This is a genomic window from Pectobacterium carotovorum, from assembly GCF_900129615.1.
Classification (GTDB): Bacteria; Pseudomonadota; Gammaproteobacteria; order Enterobacterales; family Enterobacteriaceae; genus Pectobacterium; species Pectobacterium carotovorum.
In genome coordinates, this window is record NZ_FQWI01000008.1 from 65,720 (window position 1) to 92,052 (window position 26,333).

At 54.2% G+C, this 26,333-nt stretch carries 20 protein-coding genes; 8 read left to right on the forward strand and 12 right to left on the reverse strand.

Translation table 11 applies throughout. The features are described 5' to 3' along the window. Positions 1–172: 172 nt before the first annotated feature. Entirely contained in the window at positions 173–730 is a 558-nt protein-coding gene (nudE, locus tag BUB06_RS16005; RefSeq protein WP_039474040.1) for an ADP compounds hydrolase NudE, read from the reverse strand. A 437-nt stretch (positions 731–1,167) separates the two neighbouring features. Between nudE and BUB06_RS16015 the strand changes: the two genes are divergently transcribed. The 5 genes from BUB06_RS16015 to pckA all read left to right on the forward strand — a co-directional run bounded on the left by BUB06_RS16015 (position 1,168) and on the right by pckA (position 7,306). Further along, positions 1,168–3,315, forward strand: a complete 2,148-nt coding sequence (locus tag BUB06_RS16015; RefSeq protein WP_039474043.1) for an intracellular growth attenuator family protein — start codon at positions 1,168–1,170, stop codon at positions 3,313–3,315. Between the two features lie 117 nt (positions 3,316–3,432). Beyond that, positions 3,433–4,119 carry a GMP/IMP nucleotidase gene (gene yrfG, locus BUB06_RS16020; protein ID WP_010305981.1) on the forward strand — a complete coding sequence of 229 codons (687 nt, stop codon included), beginning with the start codon at positions 3,433–3,435 and terminating at the stop codon, positions 4,117–4,119. 12 nt (positions 4,120–4,131) lie between these two features. Further along, positions 4,132–4,542, forward strand: a complete 411-nt coding sequence (gene hslR / locus BUB06_RS16025) for a ribosome-associated heat shock protein Hsp15 (protein ID WP_039474047.1) — start codon at positions 4,132–4,134, stop codon at positions 4,540–4,542. 76 nt (positions 4,543–4,618) lie between these two features. After that, positions 4,619–5,488, forward strand: a complete 870-nt coding sequence (gene hslO, locus BUB06_RS16030; RefSeq protein WP_039474050.1) for an Hsp33 family molecular chaperone HslO — start codon at positions 4,619–4,621, stop codon at positions 5,486–5,488. A gap of 198 nt (positions 5,489–5,686) precedes the next feature. Next, the gene (gene pckA / locus BUB06_RS16035; RefSeq protein WP_039474053.1) at positions 5,687–7,306 is read left to right on the forward strand and encodes a phosphoenolpyruvate carboxykinase (ATP); all 1,620 of its coding nucleotides are present in this window, start codon (positions 5,687–5,689) and stop codon (positions 7,304–7,306) included. 95 nt (positions 7,307–7,401) lie between these two features. Here the strand turns inward: pckA and envZ are convergent, their stop codons facing one another. From envZ to BUB06_RS16085, 10 genes are all read right to left on the reverse strand, one after another. Beyond that, positions 7,402–8,763 carry a two-component system sensor histidine kinase EnvZ gene (gene envZ, locus BUB06_RS16040; protein WP_029368754.1) on the reverse strand — a complete coding sequence of 454 codons (1,362 nt, stop codon included), beginning with the start codon at positions 8,761–8,763 and terminating at the stop codon, positions 7,402–7,404. Continuing rightward, positions 8,760–9,479 (reverse strand): osmolarity response regulator transcription factor OmpR, encoded by a 720-nt coding sequence (ompR, locus tag BUB06_RS16045; RefSeq protein WP_005969424.1) that lies wholly within the window; start codon positions 9,477–9,479, stop codon positions 8,760–8,762. Before ompR ends, envZ begins: the two co-directional genes overlap by 4 nt. Positions 9,480–9,811: 332 nt before the next feature. Continuing rightward, the gene (locus tag BUB06_RS16050; RefSeq protein ID WP_010305423.1) at positions 9,812–10,222 is read right to left on the reverse strand and encodes a ParB N-terminal domain-containing protein; all 411 of its coding nucleotides are present in this window, start codon (positions 10,220–10,222) and stop codon (positions 9,812–9,814) included. Positions 10,223–10,290: 68 nt separating this feature from the next. Continuing rightward, the gene (locus BUB06_RS16055) at positions 10,291–11,451 is read right to left on the reverse strand and encodes an ABC transporter substrate-binding protein (protein ID WP_039474057.1); all 1,161 of its coding nucleotides are present in this window, start codon (positions 11,449–11,451) and stop codon (positions 10,291–10,293) included. Continuing rightward, a complete protein-coding gene (locus BUB06_RS16060) occupies positions 11,444–12,694 on the reverse strand; it encodes an MFS transporter (protein ID WP_039474061.1) in 1,251 nt (416 codons plus the stop codon). The genes BUB06_RS16055 and BUB06_RS16060 overlap by 8 nt, the downstream gene beginning before the upstream one ends. 60 nt (positions 12,695–12,754) lie before the next feature. Then, complete coding sequence (locus BUB06_RS16065) at positions 12,755–13,924, reverse strand: NAD/NADP octopine/nopaline dehydrogenase family protein (protein ID WP_039474064.1); 1,170 nt, start codon at positions 13,922–13,924, stop codon at positions 12,755–12,757. A 10-nt stretch (positions 13,925–13,934) separates the two neighbouring features. Continuing rightward, the gene (locus tag BUB06_RS16070) at positions 13,935–14,951 is read right to left on the reverse strand and encodes a PLP-dependent cysteine synthase family protein (protein WP_010305440.1); all 1,017 of its coding nucleotides are present in this window, start codon (positions 14,949–14,951) and stop codon (positions 13,935–13,937) included. 13 nt (positions 14,952–14,964) lie between these two features. Continuing rightward, positions 14,965–16,368 carry a Y4yA family PLP-dependent enzyme gene (locus BUB06_RS16075; protein ID WP_039474069.1) on the reverse strand — a complete coding sequence of 468 codons (1,404 nt, stop codon included), beginning with the start codon at positions 16,366–16,368 and terminating at the stop codon, positions 14,965–14,967. Positions 16,369–16,409: 41 nt separating this feature from the next. After that, positions 16,410–18,599 carry a TonB-dependent receptor gene (locus BUB06_RS16080; RefSeq protein ID WP_039474071.1) on the reverse strand — a complete coding sequence of 730 codons (2,190 nt, stop codon included), beginning with the start codon at positions 18,597–18,599 and terminating at the stop codon, positions 16,410–16,412. A gap of 82 nt (positions 18,600–18,681) precedes the next feature. Further along, positions 18,682–20,583, reverse strand: a complete 1,902-nt coding sequence (locus BUB06_RS16085; RefSeq protein WP_048329412.1) for an IucA/IucC family protein — start codon at positions 20,581–20,583, stop codon at positions 18,682–18,684. A 250-nt stretch (positions 20,584–20,833) separates the two neighbouring features. On the opposite strand from BUB06_RS16085, the gene BUB06_RS16090 reads away from it, so the two are divergent. After that, the gene (locus BUB06_RS16090) at positions 20,834–21,715 is read left to right on the forward strand and encodes an HpcH/HpaI aldolase/citrate lyase family protein (RefSeq protein ID WP_039474074.1); all 882 of its coding nucleotides are present in this window, start codon (positions 20,834–20,836) and stop codon (positions 21,713–21,715) included. Positions 21,716–21,784: 69 nt separating this feature from the next. On the opposite strand, the gene greB is transcribed toward BUB06_RS16090, so the two are convergent. Then, entirely contained in the window at positions 21,785–22,261 is a 477-nt protein-coding gene (gene greB, locus BUB06_RS16095; protein WP_039474076.1) for a transcription elongation factor GreB, read from the reverse strand. A 174-nt stretch (positions 22,262–22,435) separates the two neighbouring features. Here greB and olsF point away from each other — a divergent pair, with 174 nt between their 5' ends. Then, positions 22,436–24,151 carry a bifunctional ornithine lipid synthase OlsF gene (gene olsF / locus BUB06_RS16100; RefSeq protein ID WP_039474078.1) on the forward strand — a complete coding sequence of 572 codons (1,716 nt, stop codon included), beginning with the start codon at positions 22,436–22,438 and terminating at the stop codon, positions 24,149–24,151. Between the two features lie 335 nt (positions 24,152–24,486). Continuing rightward, positions 24,487–26,154, forward strand: a complete 1,668-nt coding sequence (locus BUB06_RS16105; RefSeq protein ID WP_039474081.1) for a methyl-accepting chemotaxis protein — start codon at positions 24,487–24,489, stop codon at positions 26,152–26,154. Positions 26,155–26,333: the final 179 nt, after the last annotated feature.

Consider the following 26,333-nt stretch of genomic DNA (forward strand, 5'->3'; position numbering starts at 1 on the left):
AACCCGCCGTGAATAGCAGGTTTTGCTATCCACGGCAGGTTCGCCTTAATTTATCAGTCACGCCCTGTGCAAATGTTATAGACGCCTGTACTTATCACGACAACGAGCTAAAAAAGGATGTGTGACCAACATCACCGGAAAAGATGTACGCTTTCCGTGATGTCACAGAAAATTAGCGGGGTGTACGACGCAGCCAGTCGTGGGCCAGAAACAGCGCACTGACGTTACGAGCTTCACGGAAGTCAGGTTCTTGCAGCAGCGACATCATGTTATCTACCGGCCAGCGGACTTGTGGCATCGGCTCCGGCTCATCGCCTTCCAGACTCTGCGGATACAATCCGCGTGCCACCACGATATTCATCGTGCTGGAAAAATAGGACGGCGCCATCGTTAACGTTGCCAGCAATTCCAGCTTTTCCGCGCCAAAGCCGACTTCTTCCATCAGTTCGCGGTTAGCGGCTTCAAAGACCGTTTCGCCGGGATCGATCAGCCCTTTGGGAAAACCCAGTTCGTATTCCTCAATGCCGACGGCGTATTCACGGATCAGCAGCAGTTCGTCATCAATGATCGGGACAACCATCACCGCCTGTCGGCCGCTTGAACGCATCCGTTCATAAACCCGACGTACCCCGTTGCTAAATTCAAGATCGACGGATTCCACATTGAACAAGCGCGAACGCGCTATCGTTTCCACCTTGAGGATTTTAGGTTTTTTCAGGTTATGACTCATTGATGCCCCCCAGAGAGTTACGACCAGAACGGCACCTTAGCCCAACGTGCATGAGAGACCGCGTTTATCGCAACCTGAACATGGCATGCTGTTGAATAAGAAGAGATCGTAAATATTCTTTTTTGATTCTGTTCACATTGTGCGTTAACAGTCACCTTCGCTGCAACTATCGTGACGATGAATTTACGTGTGGGCAACATGAAGAATACATCCTGTATGAGAAACCACCAGAAAAAGTCAATAACTTAAAAAAAATAGGAATATCCTCATTTAAGAGGCATTTTTTGCTTGTTACTATCGTCGCCTTATGCGATTAATTCTGCTCACAATTACGTTATTAATCTAAGAAAACAATGCCATACGGGTTATCATCGATTGTATAATTTTGTTAAACTCAGACGAGAACAAGGAGCATCGCGTTTTGGAATGGAGATGACATGAGCACAATATTTACCCTATTGGCGATATTGCTTGCCTGTCTGATCGTTGTCGGAGGTCTTGTGGCCTACCGTATGCGACACCGTTTCTTCTCCGCTCCGCCGTTACCCGTTTCGCAATCGCTTCCCCGACGGTTAACTGAAGATGAACGGATCGCCATTGAGCGTTATCTGGCTCAGGAAAACAGTCAGCAAACCACGCCGCTTGATACGCCCAATGCACAGCCTAAACTGCCGCGTTCGCTGCAAAGTAATCGGGTTTACCCCATCACCCATACGATTACGCGCTACGGCCTGAGCACTGATTCTCAGAATAAGTGGCGCTACTATATTGATACACAAGAAATCCATCTGCCGCCCAGTTGGGAACCGTTCATTACCGAAAATAACACCGTCGAACTAATTAAGACGCGCTCGATCCCGCTGGTCATTTCCTTGAATGGACACTCGCTAACCGAGTGTCTCGACGATCGTCCACTCTCCCCACTGCCGAGCGAAATCCCGGTTCCGAATGCCTCCATCCGACAGGAAGGCAGTGAGCATGCCGAACTGGTCACCATCCGTAAGGAAACGCGTGAAGAACACGCCATGCACCACTCTGGAGGCTTGAAGGAAACGGCCGTGCTTTGCGTGTCTTTTCTACTGTTGTTCATTAGCCTGAATAGCCCTATCGCCCTGCTCCCCTGGCTGATCGGTACCGCAGCATTATTAGCAGGCTGGAGCCTGTGGCAGCTTTTCCGATCGCCGTCCGCTCAGGAACTGCGCGATGTGCACTGCCTTCACGGCACGCCGCAAGGCTTGGGTCTGTTTGGCGAATCCAATCAGGGGCCGCTCGGCAACATCTCTCTCGGTAATATCGATCTGATTTACCCACCGCACTGGCAGCCCTATATCACGCAGGATCTCGGGCGAAAAACAGATGTCGATATCTATCTCAACCGACAGGTGATTCGTCAGGGAGAGCACCTGTCGCTGCATGATGAAGTGAAACATTTCCCGCTACAGCGCTGGAGCAGGAATCTGCTGCTGGCCGTGGGTTCACTGCTCAGCCTGATTTTGCTCGTCACTAACGTGCCGCTTGAACTGCCGCTCAAGCTCAGCTTGGCCTGGCTTCAGGGCGCACAGCGTATCCAGGTCACGCAGGTCAGCGATCTGGAAACTGCTCAGCTGCGCATTGGCGACACGCTGGCTGTCCGTGGCAACGGCATGTGCTATGTGCCCGCAGGCATTCATCCCGTCTCCGCACCGTCGCCCTATGCGTTCAGCCCTTTCGACTGTTCCGCTATTTACTGGAATAAAGCCGCGCCGCTGCCATTACCAGAATCTGAGACGATTGAGAAAGCGTCTGCCTTGCTGAAATCCGTCAACAGCCAGCTCCACCCGCAAGCGGACAAAGAAGGTCAGGTTAACTCTCAATTAGCGTCTACGATTCAGAAATCAGGATTGATTTTGATGAAAAACTTCGCTGAAGTTGTCCTGAGAACACAAGATTTGTGCAGGCAGGAAAACGATTGCTCCCGCCTGAAAAATGCGCTGGTGAACCTGAGCGACGTCAAGAACTGGAATACGCTGGTAAAAGACGCCAATTCCGGCACGCTGAAAGGCATGAATGTGGTGCTGCCCGCCGTCAGCGCAGAAACGCTGGAGTCATTGGTCAACAGTTCTACCGACCAATTCTTCTATCAGGAAATCAATAACGCGGCAGATTCACTGAACAGCCCGCCGCCGGGTGGGTTCCTGATTCGCAGCGACGAAGGCCGACAATTCGTTAGCCACCCGCTCCCGCCGATGCCGCTGAATGAATATCGTCCTTCGGATCAGTGGCAGGAGCTCCAGCGGCTTTCCGCGATGCTATTGCATACGCCGTTTAATGCCACGGGCGTTATCACACAGCTTAATACCGATGCCAACGGGACCCAGCACATCAGCTTGCACAGTGAACCCGACGTCATTACCGTCTGGCGCTATCTCGGCACGTGTCTGCTGCTACTGCTCTTTTCCGCGACGTTTATCGTTAATGCGGTTCTGACCGGCATTAAGATGCGTAAAAGCCAGAAGCGAGTGACCGATATTCAGCGCTATTACGCTTCACGGTTCAATATGATGACGAATTCGTTCCCGGACAGTCGTCCCCAGCTCCCCCGCTAACGGCATCGTGCCCGCTCTGCGGTTATGCTAACCTAGCGGCCGTCACTCTTGTCACAATTGCATTGCGCGTCTTCTGCTGCATCACCCCTATAGCACGGCGCGACATCTGGAGTCGTTATGAATCCCCACGTGAACTGGCACGACATCGACACCGTGATACTGGATATGGATGGCACGCTGCTCGATCTGGCGTTTGACAGCTATTTCTGGCTTCAGCTGGTGCCGCAGTCGCTCAGTGAAAAACGTCGCATTAGCCTTGAACAGGCGCACCAGCTTATCGAACAGGAGTACCGAGCCGTTCAGCACACGCTAAACTGGTACTGTTTCGATTACTGGTCAGAACGTCTCGATCTGGATATCTATCAAATGACGACGGATATCGGCACGCAAGCCCGATTGCGCGATGACACTACGCCGTTTTTAGCGGCACTGCGCGAATGCGGTAAAGAGACAATTCTGCTGACCAACGCCCACCCACACAGTCTGGCGGTAAAAATCGAACACACGGGGCTGGATCAGCACCTTGATTTATTACTTTCCACCCATACTTATGGGTATCCGAAAGAGAATCAGCGCTTGTGGCAGGCCGTACAGCAGCAGACTGGCTTCGACCCCGCCAGAACGTTATTCGTGGATGACAGCGAACCGATTCTGGATGCCGCGAAAACATTCGGCATTCATTACTGTCTGGGTGTGCGTAATCCCGATTCCGGCCAGCAGGAAAAGGCATTCCTGCAACATCCGTCAATGAATGACTACCTTGCGTTGCTACCAGCCCTGCGTCACTCCGTTAATGCAGGGTAATCAGGGGGATTTATGGTGAAAGCTACCGAGCAAGCCGACGACGCCGTTCGTCTGGACAAATGGCTTTGGGCTGCCCGTTTCTATAAAACCCGGGCGATGGCTCGCGAGATGATCGACGGCGGCAAAGTCCACTATAACGGGCAACGCGGTAAGCCGAGCAAACAGGTCGAACTGAATGCCGAGATAAAACTGCGTCAGGGTAATGAGGAACGCACCGTGGTCATTTTAGCCGTCAGCGGCCAGCGCAGAAGCGCGACAGAGGCACAGGCGCTGTATCAGGAAACGGCCACAAGCATTGAGAAACGAGAAAAGCTGGCGCAGGCGCGGAAAATGAATGCGCTGACGATGCCACACCCCGATCGCCGCCCTGATAAAAAAGAGCGACGCGATCTGATTAAATTTAAATACAGCGATCAGGAATAGCACTCCGCCCTTCAGAGAAAACCCAGCGATCGCCATTCGCTGTACCACTCATCGCGCACTACAACGAGAAAACATTATGGCTCACGACCAACTACATCGTTATCTGTTTGAAAATTATGCCGTTCGTGGCGAATTGGTGACAGTTAACGAAACGTATCAACGTATTTTGACCAACCACGACTACCCAGCGGCGGTACAAACGCTGCTAGGCGAAATGCTGGTTGCCACCAGCCTGTTGACGGCCACGCTGAAATTCAGCGGCGATATTACCGTTCAGCTTCAGGGCGATGGCCCACTGAAACTGGCGGTGATTAACGGTAATCACCAGCAGCAGATGCGCGGCGTTGCCCGTCTGCAAGGGGATATCGCACCGGGGAGTTTGCTGAAAGAGATGGTGGGCAATGGCTATCTGGTCATTACCATTACACCGACTGACGGCGAGCGTTATCAGGGCGTCGTCGGTTTAGAAGGTGAAACCGTGGCCGAATGTCTGGAGAGCTATTTCCAGCAGTCCGAGCAGTTGCCAACACGGTTGTTTATCCGTACCGGACAGCACGAGGGCAAGCAGGCCGCCGCTGGCATGCTGCTACAGGTGCTGCCCGCACAGGACGCCGATCGTAATGATTTTGATCATCTGGCTCAGCTCACCACGACGGTCAAAGCCGACGAGCTGTTTACCCTGCCTGCCACCGAGGTGCTGTACCGCCTGTACCATCAGGAAGAGGTAACCGTGTATGAGCCGCAGGATGTCGAGTTCCGCTGTCACTGTTCGCGCGATCGTTGCGCAGATGCATTAATGACGCTGTCCGATCAGGACGTGAATGAAATGATCGAGCAGGACGGTGAAATCGATATGCACTGTGATTATTGCGGTACGCACTACCTGTTTAATTCGCTGGACATTCGCGCCATACGGCACGATTCATCAGGGAATCTGTTGCATTAATTTTTCTAACGGGTACGAAAGTACCCGTTTTATTTTGCTTATTTTCTCCACCAGTAAACCACCGTGATTATTTTTCAAACACCCTAAATAAGCAAAGTTATTAATGAATTTATTTAATTTTATGATTGTTATCGCGGTTAAAATAAGCTCACTCCCTACAATGTTTAGTAGTACGACTATAACTTGAGGAGTAGCAACATGCAGATCAACGGTATTACCCCGCAAGCCCTGGCTGCTTATGGAATCCATGATGTCCGCGATATTGTCTACAATCCCAGCTATGAACTGCTTTTTAAAGAAGAACTCTCCCCTACCCTACAAGGCTATGAACGCGGCATCGAAACCCAGCTGGGTGCGGTAGCCGTCGATACTGGCATCTTTACCGGCCGTTCCCCGAAAGACAAATACATCGTGCGCGATGACGTGACCCGCGACACCGTGTGGTGGTCCGATCAAGGCAAAGGTAAGAACGATAACCACCCGTTGAGCCAGGAAACCTGGACGCACCTGAAACAACTCGTCACCACGCAGTTGTCCGGCAAGCGGTTGTTCATCATCGATGCTTTCTGCGGTGCCAACCCAGATAGCCGCCTCAGCGTACGTTTTGTGACTGAAGTGGCCTGGCAGGCGCATTTCGTCAAAAACATGTTTATCCGCCCGAGCGATGAAGAACTGGAAGGCTTTGAGCCGGATTTCATCGTGATGAACGGCGCAAAATGCACCAACCCGAACTGGCAGGAACAGGGGCTGAACTCTGAGAACTTTGTTGCGTTTAACCTGACAGAGCGCATTCAGCTGATTGGCGGCACCTGGTACGGCGGCGAAATGAAGAAAGGGATGTTCTCCATCATGAACTACCTGCTGCCGCTGAAAGGCATCGCCTCCATGCACTGTTCGGCAAACGTCGGTGAAAAAGGCGATGTGGCGGTCTTCTTCGGCCTGTCCGGTACGGGTAAAACCACGCTGTCCACCGATCCGAAACGCCAGTTGATTGGCGATGACGAGCACGGCTGGGACGACGACGGCGTCTTCAACTTTGAAGGCGGCTGCTATGCCAAAACCATCAAGCTGTCTAAGGAAGCAGAACCGGATATCTTTGGTGCCATCAAACGCGATGCGCTGCTGGAGAACGTCACCGTGCTGGCAGACGGCAACGTGGACTTCAACGACGGTTCCAAAACCGAGAACACCCGCGTCTCTTATCCGATCTACCACATTCACAACATCGTTAAACCGGTATCCAAAGCGGGCCATGCCACGAAAGTGATCTTCCTGACGGCGGACGCGTTCGGTGTATTGCCACCGGTTTCCCGCCTGACGTCCGATCAGACGCAGTATCACTTCCTGTCCGGCTTTACCGCCAAGCTAGCGGGAACCGAGCGCGGCGTGACGGAACCCACACCGACGTTCTCAGCCTGCTTTGGCGCGGCATTCCTGATGCTGCACCCGACGCAGTACGCTGAAGTGCTGGTGAAACGCATGAAGGCGGCTGGCGCACAGGCCTATCTGGTGAACACTGGCTGGAACGGCAGCGGCAAACGTATCTCGATTAAGGATACGCGCGGGATTATTGACGCCATTCTGAACGGCAGTATTGATGATGCAGAAATGCAGACGCTGCCTGTCTTCGACTTGGCAATCCCAACCTCGCTGCCCGGCGTCAATCCTGACATTCTCGACCCACGTGATACCTACGCGAGCGTCAAACAGTGGCAGGAAAAAGCGGACGATCTGGCACAGCGCTTTATCACCAACTTCGATAAATACACCGATGCTCCGGCAGGCGCAGCGCTGGTGAAAGCAGGGCCGAAGCGGTAAACGCGGAAGAGTATCAATCACGAAAAAGGCGCGGATTCCGCGCCTTTCTTTTATTCATACCTGAACAGCTTTAATGCCAGTGCTGCCCAACATGCTTATGACTCTTTCGCGGCTCCCGTATCCGCTACTGCGACGTCCGAGAGCAGCGGCAGATATGCGCGGACGCAGAGCCCACCGCGTTCGCTGCTGCCGACATCCAGCACACCATTGTGCGCATCGATAATACGCTGCACAATCGCCAGCCCCAGCCCTGTACCGCTGGTGGTTCGCGCGCTGTCGCCGCGAACAAAAGGTTGGAACAGGTGCTTCAACTGATCGGGCGCGATGCCTTCTCCGTCATCTTCTACCTGAAACCAGACGCGCTGTAGCTCACGTCCGGTACTGACTTTTATCCAGCCGTTCCCGTAACGCGCCGCATTCACGACCAGATTCAACGCCGCACGTTTGATCGAAAGCGAACTGATACGCACCAGCAGCTCTCCGGTAGCAAACTCGCTGTCGATCTGGCGTTCATAACCGCTTTCCGATGCCACCACTTCGCCCATAATGGCGTTCAGGTCGGCCACTTCCGTCTGCATCTCCTGACCAGTGCGCAGGTAGTCGAGGAACTGCTCAATAATCGCATTACACTCCTCAATGTCCTTATTGATCGACTCCGCCAGATAGTCATCTTCCTTGCCCATCATTTCGGTCGCCAGACGAATTCGCGTCAGCGGCGTACGCAGGTCGTGGCTGACGCCCGCCATTAACAGCGTACGGTCATCGGCCAGCAGCTTCACGCCGGAGGCCATCTGGTTAAAGGCGCGCGTCACGGAACGCACTTCGGAGGCACCATATTCACGCAGCGGCGGCGGAATAATCCCCTTCCCGACCTGCAAAGCCGCATGCTCCAGCTCAACCAAGGGTCGGTTCTGCACCCGAATAAATAGCCACGCGCCGCCAATCACCAGCAGCATAATCGCCAGCGTATAGCGGAAGAGCGGCGAGAAATCGCCCTGATGAATTTCAGTGAGGGGAACGCGCACCCAGATATCCGGTGACAGCCAGGTTTTCAGCCACACCACCGGCGTATTCTTGCTGACCTCAACCCGCACATCCGTCGGGCCGCCCAGCTGTTGCGCCATCTGGTCACTCAAAAACTTGTAGTGCTGGGCCCAACGCAGGCCGCTTTCTTCCGCCGCTGCATTGGTGTACAGCGATATACCCAATTCGCGGTAAATCTCACGCCGGAACGCTGGCGGCACCTCAAGCGTGGTGCCATCTTCCAGTTGCAGACTGTCCGTCATCAGCATTCTTACTTCGTATGCCAGCACCTTATTAAACTGCTGCAAACTCGGCAGAATAGCGAAGTTGAGCACCACTAGATAGGTGGTGACCAAACTGACAAACAATAACGTGACAATCAGTAGCAACGTCCGTGCAAATGAGCTGCGCGGAGAAAAGCGCCATTGCATCATGCCTTACTGCCGTCCGGGACAAACACGTAGCCAAGACCCCACACGGTCTGGATATAGCGCGGGTGCGCCGGATCCTCTTCCACCATGCGGCGCAGACGAGAAATTTGTACGTCGATGGAACGCTCCATCGCGCTGTATTCACGACCACGGGCCAGATTCATCAGCTTATCGCGAGACAGCGGTTCACGCGGATGGCTCACCAGCGCCTTAAGCACGGCAAACTCGCCGCTGGTTAACGGCATCGGTTCATCATCGCGGAACATTTCGCGCGTGCCCAGGTTCAGCTTGAATTTGCCAAACGCAATAATGGCTTCTTCCTGCGACGGCGCACCTGGCAGTTCATTCGCCTGACGACGCAGCACCGCACGGATGCGAGCCAGCAGTTCACGCGGGTTGAAAGGTTTAGGAATATAGTCGTCCGCGCCGATTTCCAGTCCGACGATACGATCCACTTCTTCCCCTTTCGCCGTCACCATAATGATCGGCATTGGGTTGCTCTGGCTACGCAAGCGACGGCAGATGGACAGCCCATCTTCGCCCGGCAGCATCAAATCCAGCACCATGAGGTGAAAGGATTCACGGGTCAGTAAACGGTCCATCTGTTCAGCATTGGCTACGCTACGTACCTGAAAACCCTGCTCAGTCAGATAACGCTCTAACAACGCCCGCAAACGCATGTCGTCATCTACAACCAGAATTTTATAGTTCTCTTGCATTCTCTTTCTCCAAAGGCGTAATAGCGCCGACGCTGCTATTGTTCAGAAACATACGAATTACTGACAGTCGTTTCTGGTATACATTCTAGGCAAAATTGTTACAAAGCATATTAAAATTCGTGTAATCAATCATTTCCTGTGCAGTCAGGCATAAAATAATCAGCGATTAATGGCGATTGCGGTTAGCGAAGATTGTCGTTTACGAAGATTATAGTAACGCAGTCGCCAATAAAAAGACGCGGTAGCAGCAAAAGCAGGAGAAAAGCGAAGAGAGAGAACGTTGCCGCCTGAATTCAGGGCGACAACGTGAAGTGGTTAACGCATCGCAGTGATTAGCGCATAAGCTCATCCAGCACAACACGTACCGACGGCAGCGCGGGCTGGAAAAAATGGCGCGTGGTCTTGTAGGGAAACAGGCTCTTTTCCGCCACAATCGTCTTCATAATTAGACTCTTGCAAAAAGGCTGCCCGGTCTTCCAATGGTAAACGGATACGCGGGGGTCGTCATAGTCGAGCAGCGCACAAGGGATATGCTTTAACCCCAGCTCGGTGGCCGCGCGTAACCGGTGATTGCCGTCCATAATAATCCCCGTCTCTTTTTCTATCGGTATTGGTGTCGTCCAGCAGCCACAGCGACAAATATCCTCCATCAAACATTCCACGTTCGACATATCGACATTTTCAGAGGGAAGCAGGAACTGCACGGGCGTAAGAGCAATCTGGTAAGTCATACTTTCAAACACGCTCTACCTCCTGACGTAAACAATCTCGTATCGCTCCGGCCAGTGCACCGGAGCCGACTGTGAGTGACTTACTGCGCAAGACTGACGAAATAGCCCGGTTGATAGTCAACCGGTAGAAACTGCTGATGAAGCTGGCGGAAGGTGTCATCCGCGTTGAGATCGCGGAATAAGTCTGGGTGGAACCACTCGGCCAGTTGTTGAATGGCGATAAAATCATACGGGCCGTTGTAAAACTGATGCCAGATGGCATGAAATGCGCGCTTCTGCTTGGCGATGCTGTTGGTGTAGGCGGGACGCCCCAGAAACCATTCGAGACGCTTGCGCCCTTCCGTCATATCCTGCCCCGGCCCCAAACCAATCCAGCGTCCGCCGGGCACGAAGGCCTCAAAGTTGCCGCTGGTGATCACCACAATTTCCGGGTTTTCCACAATCACCTGTTCAGGATGCATCTGCATAAAGGTGCTCGGCGCATTCTTCGCCGCGACGTTATCGCCACCGGCCAGTTGCACGAATTTCCCGAAGTTATCCGGGCCGAACGTCAAGCAGCATTCATCGGTATAGCCCCCCAGCCGTTCAATGAACACGCGCGGTGAGCGCGGCTTTTTCGCCGCCAGCACGTCGGAAACGCGTTTTAGCTGCGCCTCGCGGAATGCGAGAAACGCTTCGGCACGCGCTTCCTGATTAAACAGCTTGCCGAACAGGCGCATGGTCGGCGCGGTGTTTTCCAACGGGTGATAACGAAAATCGACATACACAATCGGAATGCCGACGCTGTCCAATATCCGATCGTAGCCCGCATCGACAATCGCCCGCTGCGCCTCAATGTTCATAATGATGACGTCCGGCTTCAGCGACACCGCCTGCTCTACGTCAAACGTGCCCTTTTCCGTGCCGTCAAACGTCGGGATTTTCGTCAGCTGAGGAAAACGATCGCGATACTGGTGCCACGTTGCCGGATCGGACTGAATCAGATCGCGCCGCCAGGCGACAATCCTTTTCGCCGGATCTTCGCGATCGAGCATCGCGACCAGATAAAGCTGACGCCCTTCTCCCAGCATGACGCGCTGCACCGGCGTGTTGACTCTCACTTCACGCCCCAACACATCCTTGATGACGGTTGAGGTTTGCGCGGTTTGTTCGGCCTGCCCTGCCAGCGGCGACAGGCCTACCATCAACAGCGCACTCAGCAATAACCGACGGCAATATTGCCGCGTCCAACGATTACACATTTTCGATATTTCCCTTCGTCGAGAGAGAGTCATGTTTTTCCGCCTGTATCCGCAGGCGTCGTAGCAGCATCAACGAGACCAGGAAGGTCACCAGATAAGCGGCACCAACGCAGAAGAACAGCGAACGTAGTCCGGGGGAGTAGAGCACCACTCCGCCCAAAGAAATGCCCAGAATTGAGGCAAACTGGCTGACGCTTTGCGCCACACCGAGTATGTAACCCTGCTGCCCGGCTCCAGCCGCACGGGAAATCAGCGCCATCAGAACCGGCGTCGTCGCCCCCAGCAGCACGCCCCACAGGAAGTACAGCGGGATGAAAATCGCAATATTCAAGATCGTGGCAGCCGTCAATGTCACGATGGCGCAGGCCAGCATCACCACACACAGACGGCTCAGCGTCTGCGACAGCGAAAGGTTTTCAAAATAGCGCGCCCACAGCGACGCAGAGACAATCACGCCCGTCGCCTGCAAGCCATAACACAGCCCGATAATCCACTTATCCACCTGAAAGAAGCCGTCCATATAGAGGGAAAACGGCGTTTGCGGGATCATTCGGCTGGTCAGCAACAGGCCGGAAATCAGCAGCAAACCGGGAATCGGCGACAGCGCCCAAAGCCGTCTGCGGGGAATGTCTTTCGCCTGCGCGTCCGCAGGCGGAGCAGCAGAAGCCTCAGGGGCAACATGCGGCAAAAATAGCGCTACGGTGATGCCACACAGCGCGCACAGGATCGCCGCACTCAGGTTGATCCAGAAGAAGTTCAGGTAATCGAGGATCAGCCCGCCGACAATCGCCCCCAGCAGCGATCCCACGTTGGTGGAGACCTGAAGCCAGGCGAACAGCCGCGTGCGCTGTAACGGGCTGACCACCGCGACGCCATAGGCCTGCGCGGGTGCGATATAGCCCGCACAGGCACCCTGAATAAAACGCAGCGCGACTATCGTCCAGATATCATTTGCCCATGCCAGCCCGAGCTGGGTTAACGCCAGCCCAAACAGCGCGCGGATCATCATGGCTTTGTTGCCCAGCCGATCGCCCATCCGTCCCCAGAAGGCGCTGGTCAGCATAATGCCCAGCATCGGCCCGACATACACGGCAATCCCCGCGATGCTCAGTTCCGCACCAGACGACATACTTTCCAGATGCAGCGGCCAAAACGGCCCGCTCATCTCCATCGCCCCCATCGCGACCAGCTGTACGACAAACATAAAGTGGATGATGAACGCCACCTGCCCGCTCAAGCGCATGCGTCAGCTCCTTCTGATTCCACGGCGTCACCCGCCCTCATTCCCGCTACGGTCATCACGTCAACCCATCCCATCCGTCAGCCAGTGCGGCGGGAAATAGCCGGGGCGATCCTGCGTAGACACGCCCATGTAATCGCTGCACCATCGGTAAACTTCCTCAATGTATGGCACGCTAACGGCCAGATTCTCCGCAATCGTCACCAGCAGGCTCAGGCCGTAGGCAATATCCTCCTGAAACACCCGATGCTGCGTATCAAACACGTATCCGCCAGCATCATACTTTCGCAGCGGCAGGCCGATGCCGTGGTAAGCCTGATTGGTTCGCAGTACGGAGAGCATCGTGTGCGCATCGGCAATCTGATCGCCATAGGCATCGATAATCTCCTGTTTGAGCGGCAGCACGGAATCCAGCCGCACGCCAAGCCGCGTCTCCAGCGCCGCACACAGTTGCTGGTTCTCTTCGTCCATGCGCTCCAGATAATAGGCGCCGAGTTCCGGGCAATCATTCCACCAGCATAGCGGCTGCGAGAACGGCCTGGCATGCCATTGTCCGTAGGGACCAATCAGGCCATAAATCACCGCACTGTGCATAATCGGGTTACCCGGCGTCAGCGTGATCTCCAGATAATCCGGCAATAACACCACGGGCGCGGAATAGAGCCGTTGCAGCAGCACCATTAGTGCCTGCTGGCTCGCAGCCGTTTCGCGCCGATGCGTAGCGACATACAGCGTGGCCTTTTCGCCGCCCATTTTGATCGACTGGCCTGGCAGTAAATCAAACGCAATATGCGCGACGTCCTTCATTCCCCAAATCACCGCGTTTGGACGAGCGGCCAGCTCACGTTCGGCCAGCCAGTCAAAGCCGCAAAAACCGGGGATCGCGCCAACGTAAACCGGCTTGCCGACGGGCAAATGGGGAACGATCCGCGCCAGAAGATCGGCGCGGAAGTTGGCGGGAACGGTGATGATAACCACATCGGCATCGCGGCAGGCTTCCGCCGGGTCGCAGGTCACACAGTCCGGCGTGGCCGTCAGCGTCTCGCCATCTGGCAGCAGCGCGTGTAGCCGTTTACCGTGCTGCTGATAGGCTTCCGGCAGACGAGGATGACTACCCAGTAACGTCACCTTGACGTCTGGCCGTTGTTTAAACAGCACCGTGGTGAGATGGCCGGTCTTGCCGGCCCCGCAAATCACCACGTTAAGCGGCTGCCCGCTTAGCGTTTCAGCCATCCTTAACTCCTTAGCTTGCCTGCTCCAGAGAAATCGCGTTGCCCAGCCAGCGATCCAGATCGTGCCACACGCCGCTATCTATCAGGTTACGCGCCGCCAGCCACTCTTCGTTAAACACCGTGTGCAGGTACTTTTCACCGCCGTCGGCAATCGCCAGCACCACGTTGCCGCCGATGCGATCCTGATAGATCAGCTCCAGCGCTTTATAGATCACCCCGCCCGTCGAACCGCCGACCAGCAGACCGTAGTGCCGTGCGATATAGCGTGCCGTTTCAAACGCCTGCGTATCCGACACCTGCTCACCACAGTCGATGCAGCTGTAATCCAGCACTAGCCCCACGGTATCTCCCGCAGGCGTACCGGTGCCGGACTGATAATAAGGTTTGCCGGGGTGACCGAAGACAATAGAGCCAACCGGTTCAACCGCAATGGTCGTGATATCCGGGTTATGGACTTTGAGGCCGTGTGAAATGCCAGTCATCGATCCGCCAGTGCCCACGCAGCCGACAAACGCATCGATCTTGCCAATCTGGCTAAACAGCTCGCGGACAAAATCGGCATAGCCGCCCGCATTCGCCGCGTTATCCGACTGGTTCATAAACACCGCGCCGGGTATTTCCTGCGCCAGCTGTGCCGCCATGCGCTGGCGTTCCACCACCGCAACCTCATCTTCGCCGTAGTCGCCGGAGACGTAGCGAATTTCCGCGCCGAGCGCGCGCATGATGGCAATTTTGTCCTGCGCCGCGTGATGATCGACCACGGCGATAAAGCGCAGGCCGTATTCAATCGACGCCAGCGCCAGCCCGATACCGGTATTCCCCGAGGACGATTCGACAATGGTGCCGCCGGGACGGATTTTGCCTGACTTCAGTCCAGCGACAATCATGTTTCGCGCCATGCGATCCTTCATGCTGCCGCCGGGATTGTTCTTCTCCACTTTTAAAAACAAACGCGTATCCCTATAAGGGACAGGAATTTGTATAACGGGTGTATTACCAATCAAATCAGTTACTTTATTCAGGATCATGGTTCTGCTCCATTCAGTTATCACTGGAAAAAATCAGCTCACCTTTCTTACCTTTGAACGCACACAGGCGCGCAGGCAGCGGATGCCGATGAAACGCGTTTTCCAGCAGGTCCATCTGGTATCCCGCCGTATTCGCGTAAATCAGTAAATCGCCAGGCTGCGGCACGGTTCGAAAATGAATCAATCGGTTCGTAATGACATCGTCGTCCAGACAGCTGTGTCCGGCGATCCAGGCTTTACCCGGCGTCGGACGTGTGTCTTTTTTGACGGAAAAAACATGCAGAGGATCAATCAAAAACTCAGAGTTAAACCAGGTTTCACACGCGCTGAAGCTGCTGCCTTCGACAAACACGACGTGGTTGCCATCCGGCTGGCGGCGCGTGCGCGTGACGCGAAACACGGTAATCGCACTTTGGTCGGCTAGACTGCGTCCCGGCTCAATCGCCAGAATCAGGCCGTACTGTTTTAGTACGTCCGCTACATGGTTCTGCCCAATTGAAGCTGACAGGAAGGCGTCAAGATAGTCGGCAGCCGAACGCTCACCGCCGTACGGATAAAACGAGGTCGGCACCTGACCGTGGCGATAATCCGCCCCATTCTGCTTCGCTAAATACTCCTGATAGTGTGAAGCCGGAAGATATTGAATCGGCAATCCCCCGCCGATATCAATAATGGCGGGCTGCAATCCCTTTGACCGCGCCCGCTCCAGTAATGGCAACACCTCAGCCAATGCGGCTACGCGAGTATCAGGCTCATAACCGCCTAGATGAAAATGGAAGCCTTCCAGATGAAGTGCATCCAGTCTGGTACTCAACGTTTCCAGGCAGATAGCAATCTCATCGGCCAGCATGCCAAACCGGCTGTTTTGTGCGAACGACGGGCGATAGCGCAGCAGAACTCGCACCGGCTCCGTCACACGTAACAACTCAGCCAGCGCGAGCACCTCATCGAACTCTTCCGGCGAATCCAGCACGATAAGCGCGCGGTGATGAACCAGTTCCGTCAGGAACTCGCGCGTTTTGGCTGGGCCGGTGGCGCACAGCCGCGCGCCGTCGCAGCCTGCCCGCAGCGCATCTTTCAGCTCCTGTAAACTGGAAACATCCACACCAACGCCAGCGTTAACCGCCGCCTGTACCAGCCCCGGTGATTTATTCACCTTCGCGCCGTAGTACAGGCGACAGTCCACATCGTGACGCTGCAACACCGTTCGCAATGCCGCGATATTGTTGGCCACGGTGTGCGGCCAGACAATATTCAGCGGCGACCCATACTGCTCAACCAGCCATGACAGCCTTTGCGGCGAGTTGAAAAGAAACTGCTCAATCTCACTATCCAGATAAGGTGTCAGTCTCTCAGGCCAGTGGGCCTGCGCGACAGGGAGGGAAGACACTGCGGCAAAGCTAAACAGGTTGCTCATCGCTATCTCCTTAACGTTCGGTTCCTGAAAAATGCCTATCCTTAGAAATCAACCGCGACGGACAGCATCAGCGTCCGCGGCGTTCCTTGCGATACCGTGCTGAACGACGTCACGCCAGACCAGTAGTTGCGGTCAAAGGCGTTAAGCACATCGGCACGGAACGTGGTGGGTGCGTTAGAGATTCGTGTCTTGTAACGCGCGCCGAAATCAACGGTGGTCCAGGAAGGAATAGACTGAGTATTGATGGTGTTGACGTTCTGCTTCCCGTTATGAGTGACGTTGGCATTGAGCGTCAGATCGCGCAGAAACGGCAGGTCATATTCCACGCCAGCGTTAGCCTGAAAACGCGACGTACCCGGTGCGCGCTTGCCCTGTGCCCCCGGCGTCACGCTTTTGGTCAGCTCGGCATCCAACAGCATCACGCCACCGGTCAGACGCAGATCTTCCAGCGGTGAACCGACGACATCCAGCTCGATACCCCGATTGCGCTGCTCGTTGGCATCAACAAACGCGCCGTTAACCAGCGCGCCACTCGGCTTGGTGATCTGGAAAACGCTCAGCGTGGAGATCGTCCCCAGTGCATCCACTTTCACGCCGGCCTCGTACTGTTTGCTCTTATACGGCGACAATACCTGCCCCGCATTGCTCGCATTCGCAGGCGCAATATCCCCTTTGCTCAGCCCCTCAATGTAGTTGGCATAGAGTGAGACGTGCTGCCAGGGCTTAACCACGACGCCCGCCATCGGCGTTATCGCATTTTTGTCGTAGGACGATGATGGCGCACTATTGCCGGGAACAAAGTTATCCGACTTGATCTGCTGATAACGCAGACCGCCCGTCACTTGCAGCGCGTCGTTCCAGAAGCCAAGCGTATCCGCTAATGCGATACCCGATAGCGCAGTGGAAGAACGTTTGCTAATCGTTGCAGGTGCGGCGACATTCTGTGCAGGTGAAGAAACTGGATTGTAAATATTCGAGTTAATCGTTGTTCCGCTGCCGATACCGGTCGCCTGACGATCGCGGTAGTAGCTGGTCTGTGCCGACAGCTTGTGCGTCACCGAGCCGGTTTCCACATCCGCGCGAACACCGGTCGCCAGCGTGTAGCGACTGGTAGTAAAGCGATAATTGCCCACAGCGGAACTCACATCGCCATTGTTATTCGTGACCTGCGGCACCTGCTCTGACAACCGGCTCACGTGTGCGCTGGAACCACCCAGATCGGTAAACCAGGTGACGTTATCCGCCAAATCGTATTCGGTATGCAGCAGCACCGACTGATCTTTGGAGTGCCAGAATCCCCACGGCTGGGAAATGTTGGTGTTGCCGTCCGGTGCATCGGGCACGGTCACACCAGCGGCAAACGAATAAGGGCGCGACGGCGCACGCGTTTTCAGGTGCTGGGTAATGAGATCCAGCGTGGCGCGGAAACGCTCTGAGGAGAAATCCAGCCCGAGCGAGCCGACCTGTGTACGTTTATCGCTGCCATCCCACACCGTGTCGCCGTAGCCGTAATTGCCGTTAAAACGCACGCCGAGCAGATTATTATTGTCCAGCGCATAGACGCGGGAGATATCCGCATGCTGTGTGAGTTGGGAATCAGACTGCCAGCTGGTGGTGAGACGGGTCAGATTGCCTACGGTGGTCGGACGTTTGGTGACGGCATTAATCACGCCACCCACGCTGCTGTTAGGCGACAGCCCATACAACAGCGCCGATGGTCCTTTCAGCACTTCTACTCGTTCGATGTAGTCGGTCATCAGCTGATAGTTGGGCGCAACACCATAGACGCCGTTCATGGCGATATCGCTAAGGTTGCCCTCATTAAGTGGAAAACCTCGGATGTAGTAAGAATCCAGCAGACCGCCCTGAGAACTGCTCACCCGCACCGAGGCGTCATGCGCGACCACCTGCCCCAGCGTCTGGGCCTGTTTATTTTCAATAAACGATGAGGTCATGTTGCTGACGTTAAACGGCGTATCCATAACGTCCTTTTTACCCAGCAGCCCGGTACTGGACGACCGCGCCGACATGCCGCCCGCGACCAGTCCCTGCACGGCTTCCGCGTCTTTGGCTTCCACCACGATCGTGGAATCATCACGCTCGCCCGTAGCAGCCTGCGCGGGTATCGCGATGCCGCCTAGCACAGCCGTTACGGCGATGGCTAACGCAGAGGGAATAGGAAAACGAGTCTTCCCAGTAGTAGGTGGAGTGAAGTTCTTCCTGGCGTTCATCAACAAAGTTATCCATCTCAAAATGAGGAGTGAAAAAGATGCTCCCGTTTTTCAGCCGGTAAGGCAGGAGCATCGCCATACATCACGGCTCGACGCGAGTTTTCTCCCCTTCCGTGAGGAAAGGATTGCTCAGGCCGTGCTGAATTCGGTAGTCGCGATATTCCTGGATGTGCATTCGCAGCAGCGAACGCGTATACCAGGGCTGGGTCAGAAACATGTCGCGTTCGGTCTGCCATAGCTCGCCATCAACGCGCGACTTCACCGCATCAAACGCTGCGGCCGTTTCTTCTTTCATCACCCGCCACAACCGCGCATCGGCAAAGCCGTATTCCGCACTCAGCGCCAGCGCCAATTCGTGCAGATGGCTTACAAAACAGGCATCGACGACAAACATCCGCACGGGTTCGATGTCGTCTTCAAAGACCGTAGGCAGAATGCCGGGCCAGACGTAGGGTTGCAGATGATGGCCACGCTGACGCAGCAGGGGCGCGTAGGTGCGCCCATCACCGAAATCGCGGATTAATAGCCCCTGCGCGACGCCTTCGGGCGAAAAGAGGATCTGGCTGTTCTGCTGATGCGCTTCCAGCCCGATGCCGTACAGCAGATAGATAGCGATGACAGGGCGGGTAACCGCACGAACGTATTGACGGAACCACGCCTCTGCGCCAAGCCCGGACAGCGTTACCAGCTCGGTGAACAGCGGCTGGTCGCGGTGCGGCAGCGCCGTAAACAGCGTCGCGACGGTCACAGGCAGCGCGCCGTCGGTACGTTCATAAACGCGGGCATCGCGGAAGACGACAGAAAGATGCTTACCCGGCGCATCATCCTGATGAACCGCGTGCTTGTAGTGGAACGCGGTCTCTTCGCGGAAAAACGCCAGCCGCTGTTCGAACCCGCCTTCCTGCGCCAGAATCGCTTCGATAATGGTGCTGATACGTGGCCCCATCTGGATGGATTTCGCCTGTAGGCTGCGCATTTCGCTGGTCATCCAGATGGCGACGGGCAATTTGATGAAGGGAGAAGAAGATGGCTCAACGGGCAATACGGTACGGAACGACATCCCCGGCAGCGTGATGAGATCCGGGCCGTCGGTGAGCAGAATCCCTTCGGCGATCTCATCCGCGTAGTGGGATTTCACCCAGTTTTCCAGATGCCAGCTATGGATGGGCAGCGGGAGCCACTGTGTCTCATCCAGCCCTTGCTGATTCAGGCGCTGCTTCCAGTCCAGCCAGAGCGCAGGAAATGCCTGAGCAAACCACGGGTGAAAATCATCAACGTGCGGCATGCATTCCACATACGCCATATCACGGCGCAGCGCGGTAATACGCAACGGCACGCGGGCGTTGAATTCGGGTGACAGTTGCTGGACGTCTTCATCGCTCAGGCCGGGGCGGGATTTCCAGGTCGGGTAGTAAGGGTGGCCTTCCAGCGATCCCCACTGATCGAGAAACATGGCGGCATCGCGAATGCTTAGCTGCCGACGCAGCCACGGCGTGAAAGCGTTCTGCCCATCCTGCTGCATGGCATCAGCCACCTCAGCACGCCACTGGCACCGATAGCGCCGGGCGTTGGTATCATTACGGATGCTGTTACCGACATCTTTTTTCAGGCCATTAATGCCGCTGTCTTCAGGATGGAAATCAAAACTATCGCGAAGTAAATCAATCAATCGCTCGTGGCTGGTAACGGGAAAAGACGCGCCATCTGAATTAATATGATAAATATTTCCATTATTAATATAAGTGTTTGCCGGTGATGGGGAAATATCGTCGAATTTCAATATACCTTTGCCACCCTGCAACGTCAGCGTTGCTTTCCGGGAATTATCCTTAATAAATATCAGGTCATTTTTATTCAAAATCCCTTCTGCAAAAAAACAGCGAATCAATCGCCTTAGCGCATTTTTATTTGAATAATCAGAAAGAAAATCATCTACATCCTGATGTATATCCCTGTGTTTAACATCGTCAGCCTTGATATTCATAACCACTCCTCATACCGATAAAACAAGTAAAAACCGATTGCAGTAACGTATAAAAGGGTGTCATTAAGTCTCGGGTTAACACGTCCCGAAAATTAATAAAAATGTCGTAATGGATAGATTGAAAAATAATGAACGGAAAGCTAGCATATTAACCACGACAATGTAAATAGGTATCATTCTTATTCGCAATTAATTAGTTACATTTTAATAAAATATCTTTTAATCAATGAATTAACAGAAGGAGAGCAGCATGGAACACGCTAAAACCTATCTCTTTGTGCCTGGTAATGCGCCCCACCGCTTTCAACAAGCCGTCTGCTGCGGTGCCGATGCCGTGATATTTTATTTAGAAGATGCTGTTCATCCTGATGAAAAAAACCAGGCTAGAGAAAATATTATCCAGTGGGATAAAAACGATACGGCCGTCTCTGAAATAAATTGCAAAAGATATATACGTTTAAACAAATTTGGTTCAATGGAATTCAGTGAGGATATTGAGTTTCTGAATAAACTTAATAATAAAGAAAAATTAAGAAATAACGTCCCATCCAAACATAAAACAGCCAAATGGGAAATTGTTTTACCTAAAATAGAATCCGCAGAAATGCTGCATGACGCGCGGAAAATGATAAATCGTAATAGCTCGGAAGCGGTTAATATTATAGCGATAATTGAAACCGCGCAGGGGTTGCATCATGCGGAAGAGATTTGTGCCGCAGGGGTAGAAAGAGTGGCATTTGGCTCATTAGATTTCTCGCTCGATATGCATTGCGATCAATCCCTGTACGCCTTGCTGTATGCCAGAAGCCGCATTGTATTAGCGTCCAGACTGGCCGACTTGCCGCCGCCAATAGATTGCGTCAATCCTGACTTCACGCATCACGATCGGGTGTTAGCTGACGCACTACATGCACGCTCGCTCGGTTTCTCAGCCAAGCTCTGTATCCATCCTTCGCAGATCGATGCCGTTCAGCAGGCATTCGCGACGGATCGCAGCAAAATAGACTGGGCAAAGCAGGTTCTAAAAGCGGCCGAACACAGCTACGCTTTCCAGATAAACGGCGAGATGGTGGATTTACCCGTGATTGAGCAGGCCAGGCAGCTGTTGCGGGCACAAAATGTAGATGACTAAACCTGTTTTCAGGAGAAGTCGCGCTTTTTACGTCAGCGATGAATCCGCCCGGCATAAGCCGGGCGACGTTCATTTAACGTACTCAATCGAGTTGACGAACCACTCACGCGGGCCGTCTGGTGTGTTCACGGTGAATTCCTCATCAACCGCTTTTTTCAGCATGGCGCGCGCCATCGGGGAATCGATCGAAATATAGTCTTTATTGTCACCGTAGATCTCGTCCGGACCGACAATCCGCAAGCGCTTCACATCACCTTGTTCATTCTCGATCTCGACCCAGGCGCCAAAGAATACGCTGCCATCCTGCTGCGGCGAGTAATCAACGATTTTCAACTCCGTCAGGCATTTTCTCAGGTAGCGCACACGCCTGTCGATCTGGCGCAATAAACGCTTGTTATAGGTGTAGTCCGCATTTTCTGAGCGATCCCCCAGGCTGGCCGCCCAGGAGACAATTTTGGTAATTTCCGGGCGCTTTACATTCCAGAGATGATCATGCTCTGCCCGCAGTTTGTCATACCCTTCGCGGGTAATCAGATTGGTTTTCAAGTCGTTAACCCCGTTAGGCGCTTAGCGCGTACCACGTTCTTCACTATCCCTACACGCAAAAAATCGCGCGTTCATTACACAGATTTACAGTTTTGGCTAATAATCTATCGACAGACATAAATATGTCATTTCTATCCCGTACTTTTAGCCACGGAGAGCTACGGAGAACGATTTATGTTTAGCTTAGACGCCATTCTGCAAGATCTTGTCCCGCATCGCCATACGCCACCCTGGCAGAAAACGGTTTTGCGTTCTCTGCTATTTGAAAATGAAATGCAGCAATTTGCGCGGCGTTACCCACATTTGAAAGGATTGGATCTGGTCGAACAGATTCTTGATTACTTCAACTTCAATTGTGAAATGGTCGAAGGGGATTTAGAAAATATCCCCAGTCAGGGGCCGGTGGTGTTGGTTGCCAACCACCCTATTGGCTCACTGGACGGTCTGGCGCTACTGCGTACCGTCGCCAGCGTCAGGCCCGACGTCCGCATCGTCGCCAGCCAGCTACTCTCTTATGTCGCCCCGCTCAAGAATCTGTTTTTTTCCGTCGATAACTTCAATAACCGCACCAAACGCCAGCAAATCAGCGCCATCCAGCAGCATCTGGAAGGCGACGGCGCGATCATTGTCTTCCCTGCGGGCGAGGTTTCACGCGTCAGCCTGCAAGGGATTCGCGACGGTCACTGGCATAATGGTTTTATCCGCATGGCAAGCAAAGCCCGCGCGCCTGTGGTTCCGATTCATATCGGCGGACGCAACAGCGCGCTGTTCTATCTCTCCTCCATGGTTTATCGCCCGCTGTCCACCCTCCTGCTGGTGAGAGAAATGTTCGGCCAACGCGACCAAACCCTCAAGCTACGCATCGGTGCCAGAATTCCCTATACGTCCTGGAGTCAGGGCGAGTGGAACGCCAACGATCTGGCGGCCCGTTTCCGGCGTCACGTTTATCGGTTGGGACAAGGAAAGCCCGGCTGTTTTGCCGGTGAAAAGCCCATTGCGCTGGCCGAAGACCGCGTGCTGCTGAAGCGCGCGCTGTCTGAGTGTGAAACGCTGGGCACCACGCCGGATGGCAAGATTGTATATCTCTATCGTCGCGGCGAAGAAGATTACGTGCCGCTGCTGCGTGAACTCGGGCGCCTGCGCGAAATCGCCTTCCGCGCGGTGGGCGAAGGATCCGGCCAACGCCGCGATCTGGACAGCTATGACGATGACTATCTTCACCTGATCCTGTGGGATGACCGTGAACTGGAGATTGTCGGTGCCTATCGCTTTGTCTCGACGGCCAGTTTGATCACAGAAAAAGGGAAAAGCGGCCTCTACAGCCACAGTCTGTTTCAGTACGGCGACGAAATGGATCCGATACTGGCATCAGGTATTGAGCTGGGACGCAGTTTTATTCAGCCCAAATACTGGGGTAAACGCGGACTGGATTATCTCTGGCTGGGTATCGGTGCCTATCTGGCGCGTTATCCGGAACACCGCTACCTGTTTGGCCCGGTGTCGCTGTCCGGCACCTTGCCGCCGCATGCACGCGACTTGCTGGTTGCATTTTATCGTCTGCATTTCACGCCCGATCAGCCGCTGGCTACGTCGCGTCGCCCTTATCCGGCCTCGCTGCCTGACGTGCTGAAACAGTTTGAGGGAACAGACTACCAGCAGGATCTCACGCGGTTGAAAAGCATGCTCAGCAACATGGGGTGTGCGATCCCCACGCTCTACAAGCAGTATTCAGAGCTGTGTGAGCCGGGAGGTGTGCGGTTTATCGACTTCGGCATCGATCCCGATTTCAATAACTGCATCGACGGCCTGGTGCTCGTCGATCTGAAGCAGTTGAAAGAATCACGCTATCAGCGCTATATCGCCCCTTTTACCAGCGATAGCGCTTCTTGATTGACCAGTGCGTTAGCCTCTAAAGGGGCTAACGCACCACTCTCCCACGTTTTTCTCATTATTCCCATTAGCCAACGCCATAACCGCCCGCATTTTGTCTCTCAGATCACACATTTCATACGAAATCCCATTTGCCGTAATTTACGTGATCAACTGAACGCTTTTCCTGCCGATATTAAAGATATTCTTATCTATATGTTTTTGAGGACGGGAGTTAACGATGTATCCCGAAAATGCGAAACATAGCTATAATTCCTTGTCATTACTTGCATCGATTACGATAGCAAGCCCCCTCCGTTATGCCTTCATAGCATGTCAAAAAATTAAGGATGTTTATGAATATGCTGAACAGAATCAAACTCGGCAAGATGCTGGGTATGGGATTTTCTCTGGTTATCATCATCAGCCTGATGGTGGCATTCTTCGGACGGCTCCAACTGGTTGGGCTGGGTAACGACATCAACCGGCTTTCCGGTACCACGTTAGCGAATATGTTATTGATTCAGGAAGTTAAAGCCGGTTTTGACGCCAATGCCCGTCTGATCCGTAACATGGCACTCAGCACCGATCCTGCGCAAATCAGGCAGGAAAAGCAGTTCGTCGACGAGCAAATCGCCCGCAATACCGCCAATCTGAAAAAGCTGGGGCAACAACTCGATACCGAAGGCACCAGCGCACTGCTGAAACAGTTTCAGGACACCCGTCCGCCGTACCTTGCGGCCTTTTTGAAAGCCATGGAGCTGGTGCAATCCACCGATCCACAGCAGCGCCTACAGGGTAATACCATTATTCTCAATGAGATGCAGACCGCGCAAAACGCGCTGTTCAAAGTGCTGGATGCGATGATGGCCTCGCAGCAGCAGGATACCAACGAGATTGTCAGCCACGCCCAGCAGGGTGCGCAGTCCGGCAGCGTCATCATGCTGATTCTCGCGCTTGCCGCCGCTGCCATGGCTGCGGTCGTGGCCTGGTTGATTACCCGCACGCTGAAAAACCAGCTGGGGGGAGAACCGCTCTACGCCACCCACGTTGCCCGACAGGTGGCCGATGGCGATCTGGCTGTCGATATCAACATCAAGCCGAACGACCATAGCAGCCTGCTAGCGACCATGCGTCACATGAGTAATAACCTGGGCGATATCGTCGAACAGGTGCGGCAAAGCAGCGAAGCTATCGCTTCCGGTTCTAGCCAAATCGCCGCGGGCAGTGAAAACCTGAGCCAGCGTACGGAAGAGCAAGCTGCCAGCCTGCAACAAACGGCCGCCTCAATGGAACAGATGAGTCAGGCAATTCGTCAGAATGCGCATACCGTACGCAGCGTCACTCAACTTGCTAGCCAGGCCAGCGAAACGGCGACCAAGGGCGGTGATGCGATCGGCGATATGGTGATTACCATGAAAGAGATCTCCGACAGCTCACACAAAATCCGCGATATCATCAGCGTGATTGATGGCATCGCCTTCCAGACCAACATTCTGGCGCTGAATGCGGCGGTCGAAGCGGCACGCGCGGGTGAGCAAGGTCGCGGTTTCGCCGTGGTGGCTGGAGAAGTGCGTTCACTGGCGCAGCGTTCCGCCTCCGCAGCGAAAGAGATCGCGGTATTGATCAACACTAGCGTCGAAAAAGTGGAAGCGGGGAATCGTCTGGTTGAAGACACTGGCAGCACCATTGATGAGCTGGTACGTCAGGCGCGCAGCGTGGCAGATTTAATCAGCGAGATCGGGACGACCACGCAGGAGCAGGAGTCCGGTATTTCGCAAATTCATGATGCCGTGAACCAGCTCGATCAGGTCACCCAGCAGAACGCCACGCTGGTAGAAGAGTCCGCGAATGCGGCAACCAGCCTGCGCGAACAGTCATCTCATCTGGTTACGCTCATGAACCATTTCCACCTGCGCGGCACGCCAGCAGCCCGCCCAGCGCCGATGGCGAAAAAATCCCAACCGACTCGTTTAGCGCTCGCGCCGGTCGGCAACGCACAGGACAACTGGGAAAAATTCTAGGCTTATCCTGCCTGCAATACTCTAAATAATTCGAGTTTCAGGAAGGCGGCAAGAGAAGGAATCCCGATGAGCTTACACAGGTAAGTGATTCGGGTGAGTGAACGTAGCCAACGCACATGTAACTTGAAGTATGACGAGATTCACCATGCTGCCTATGCCGCGACATAGGCAGCATGGTG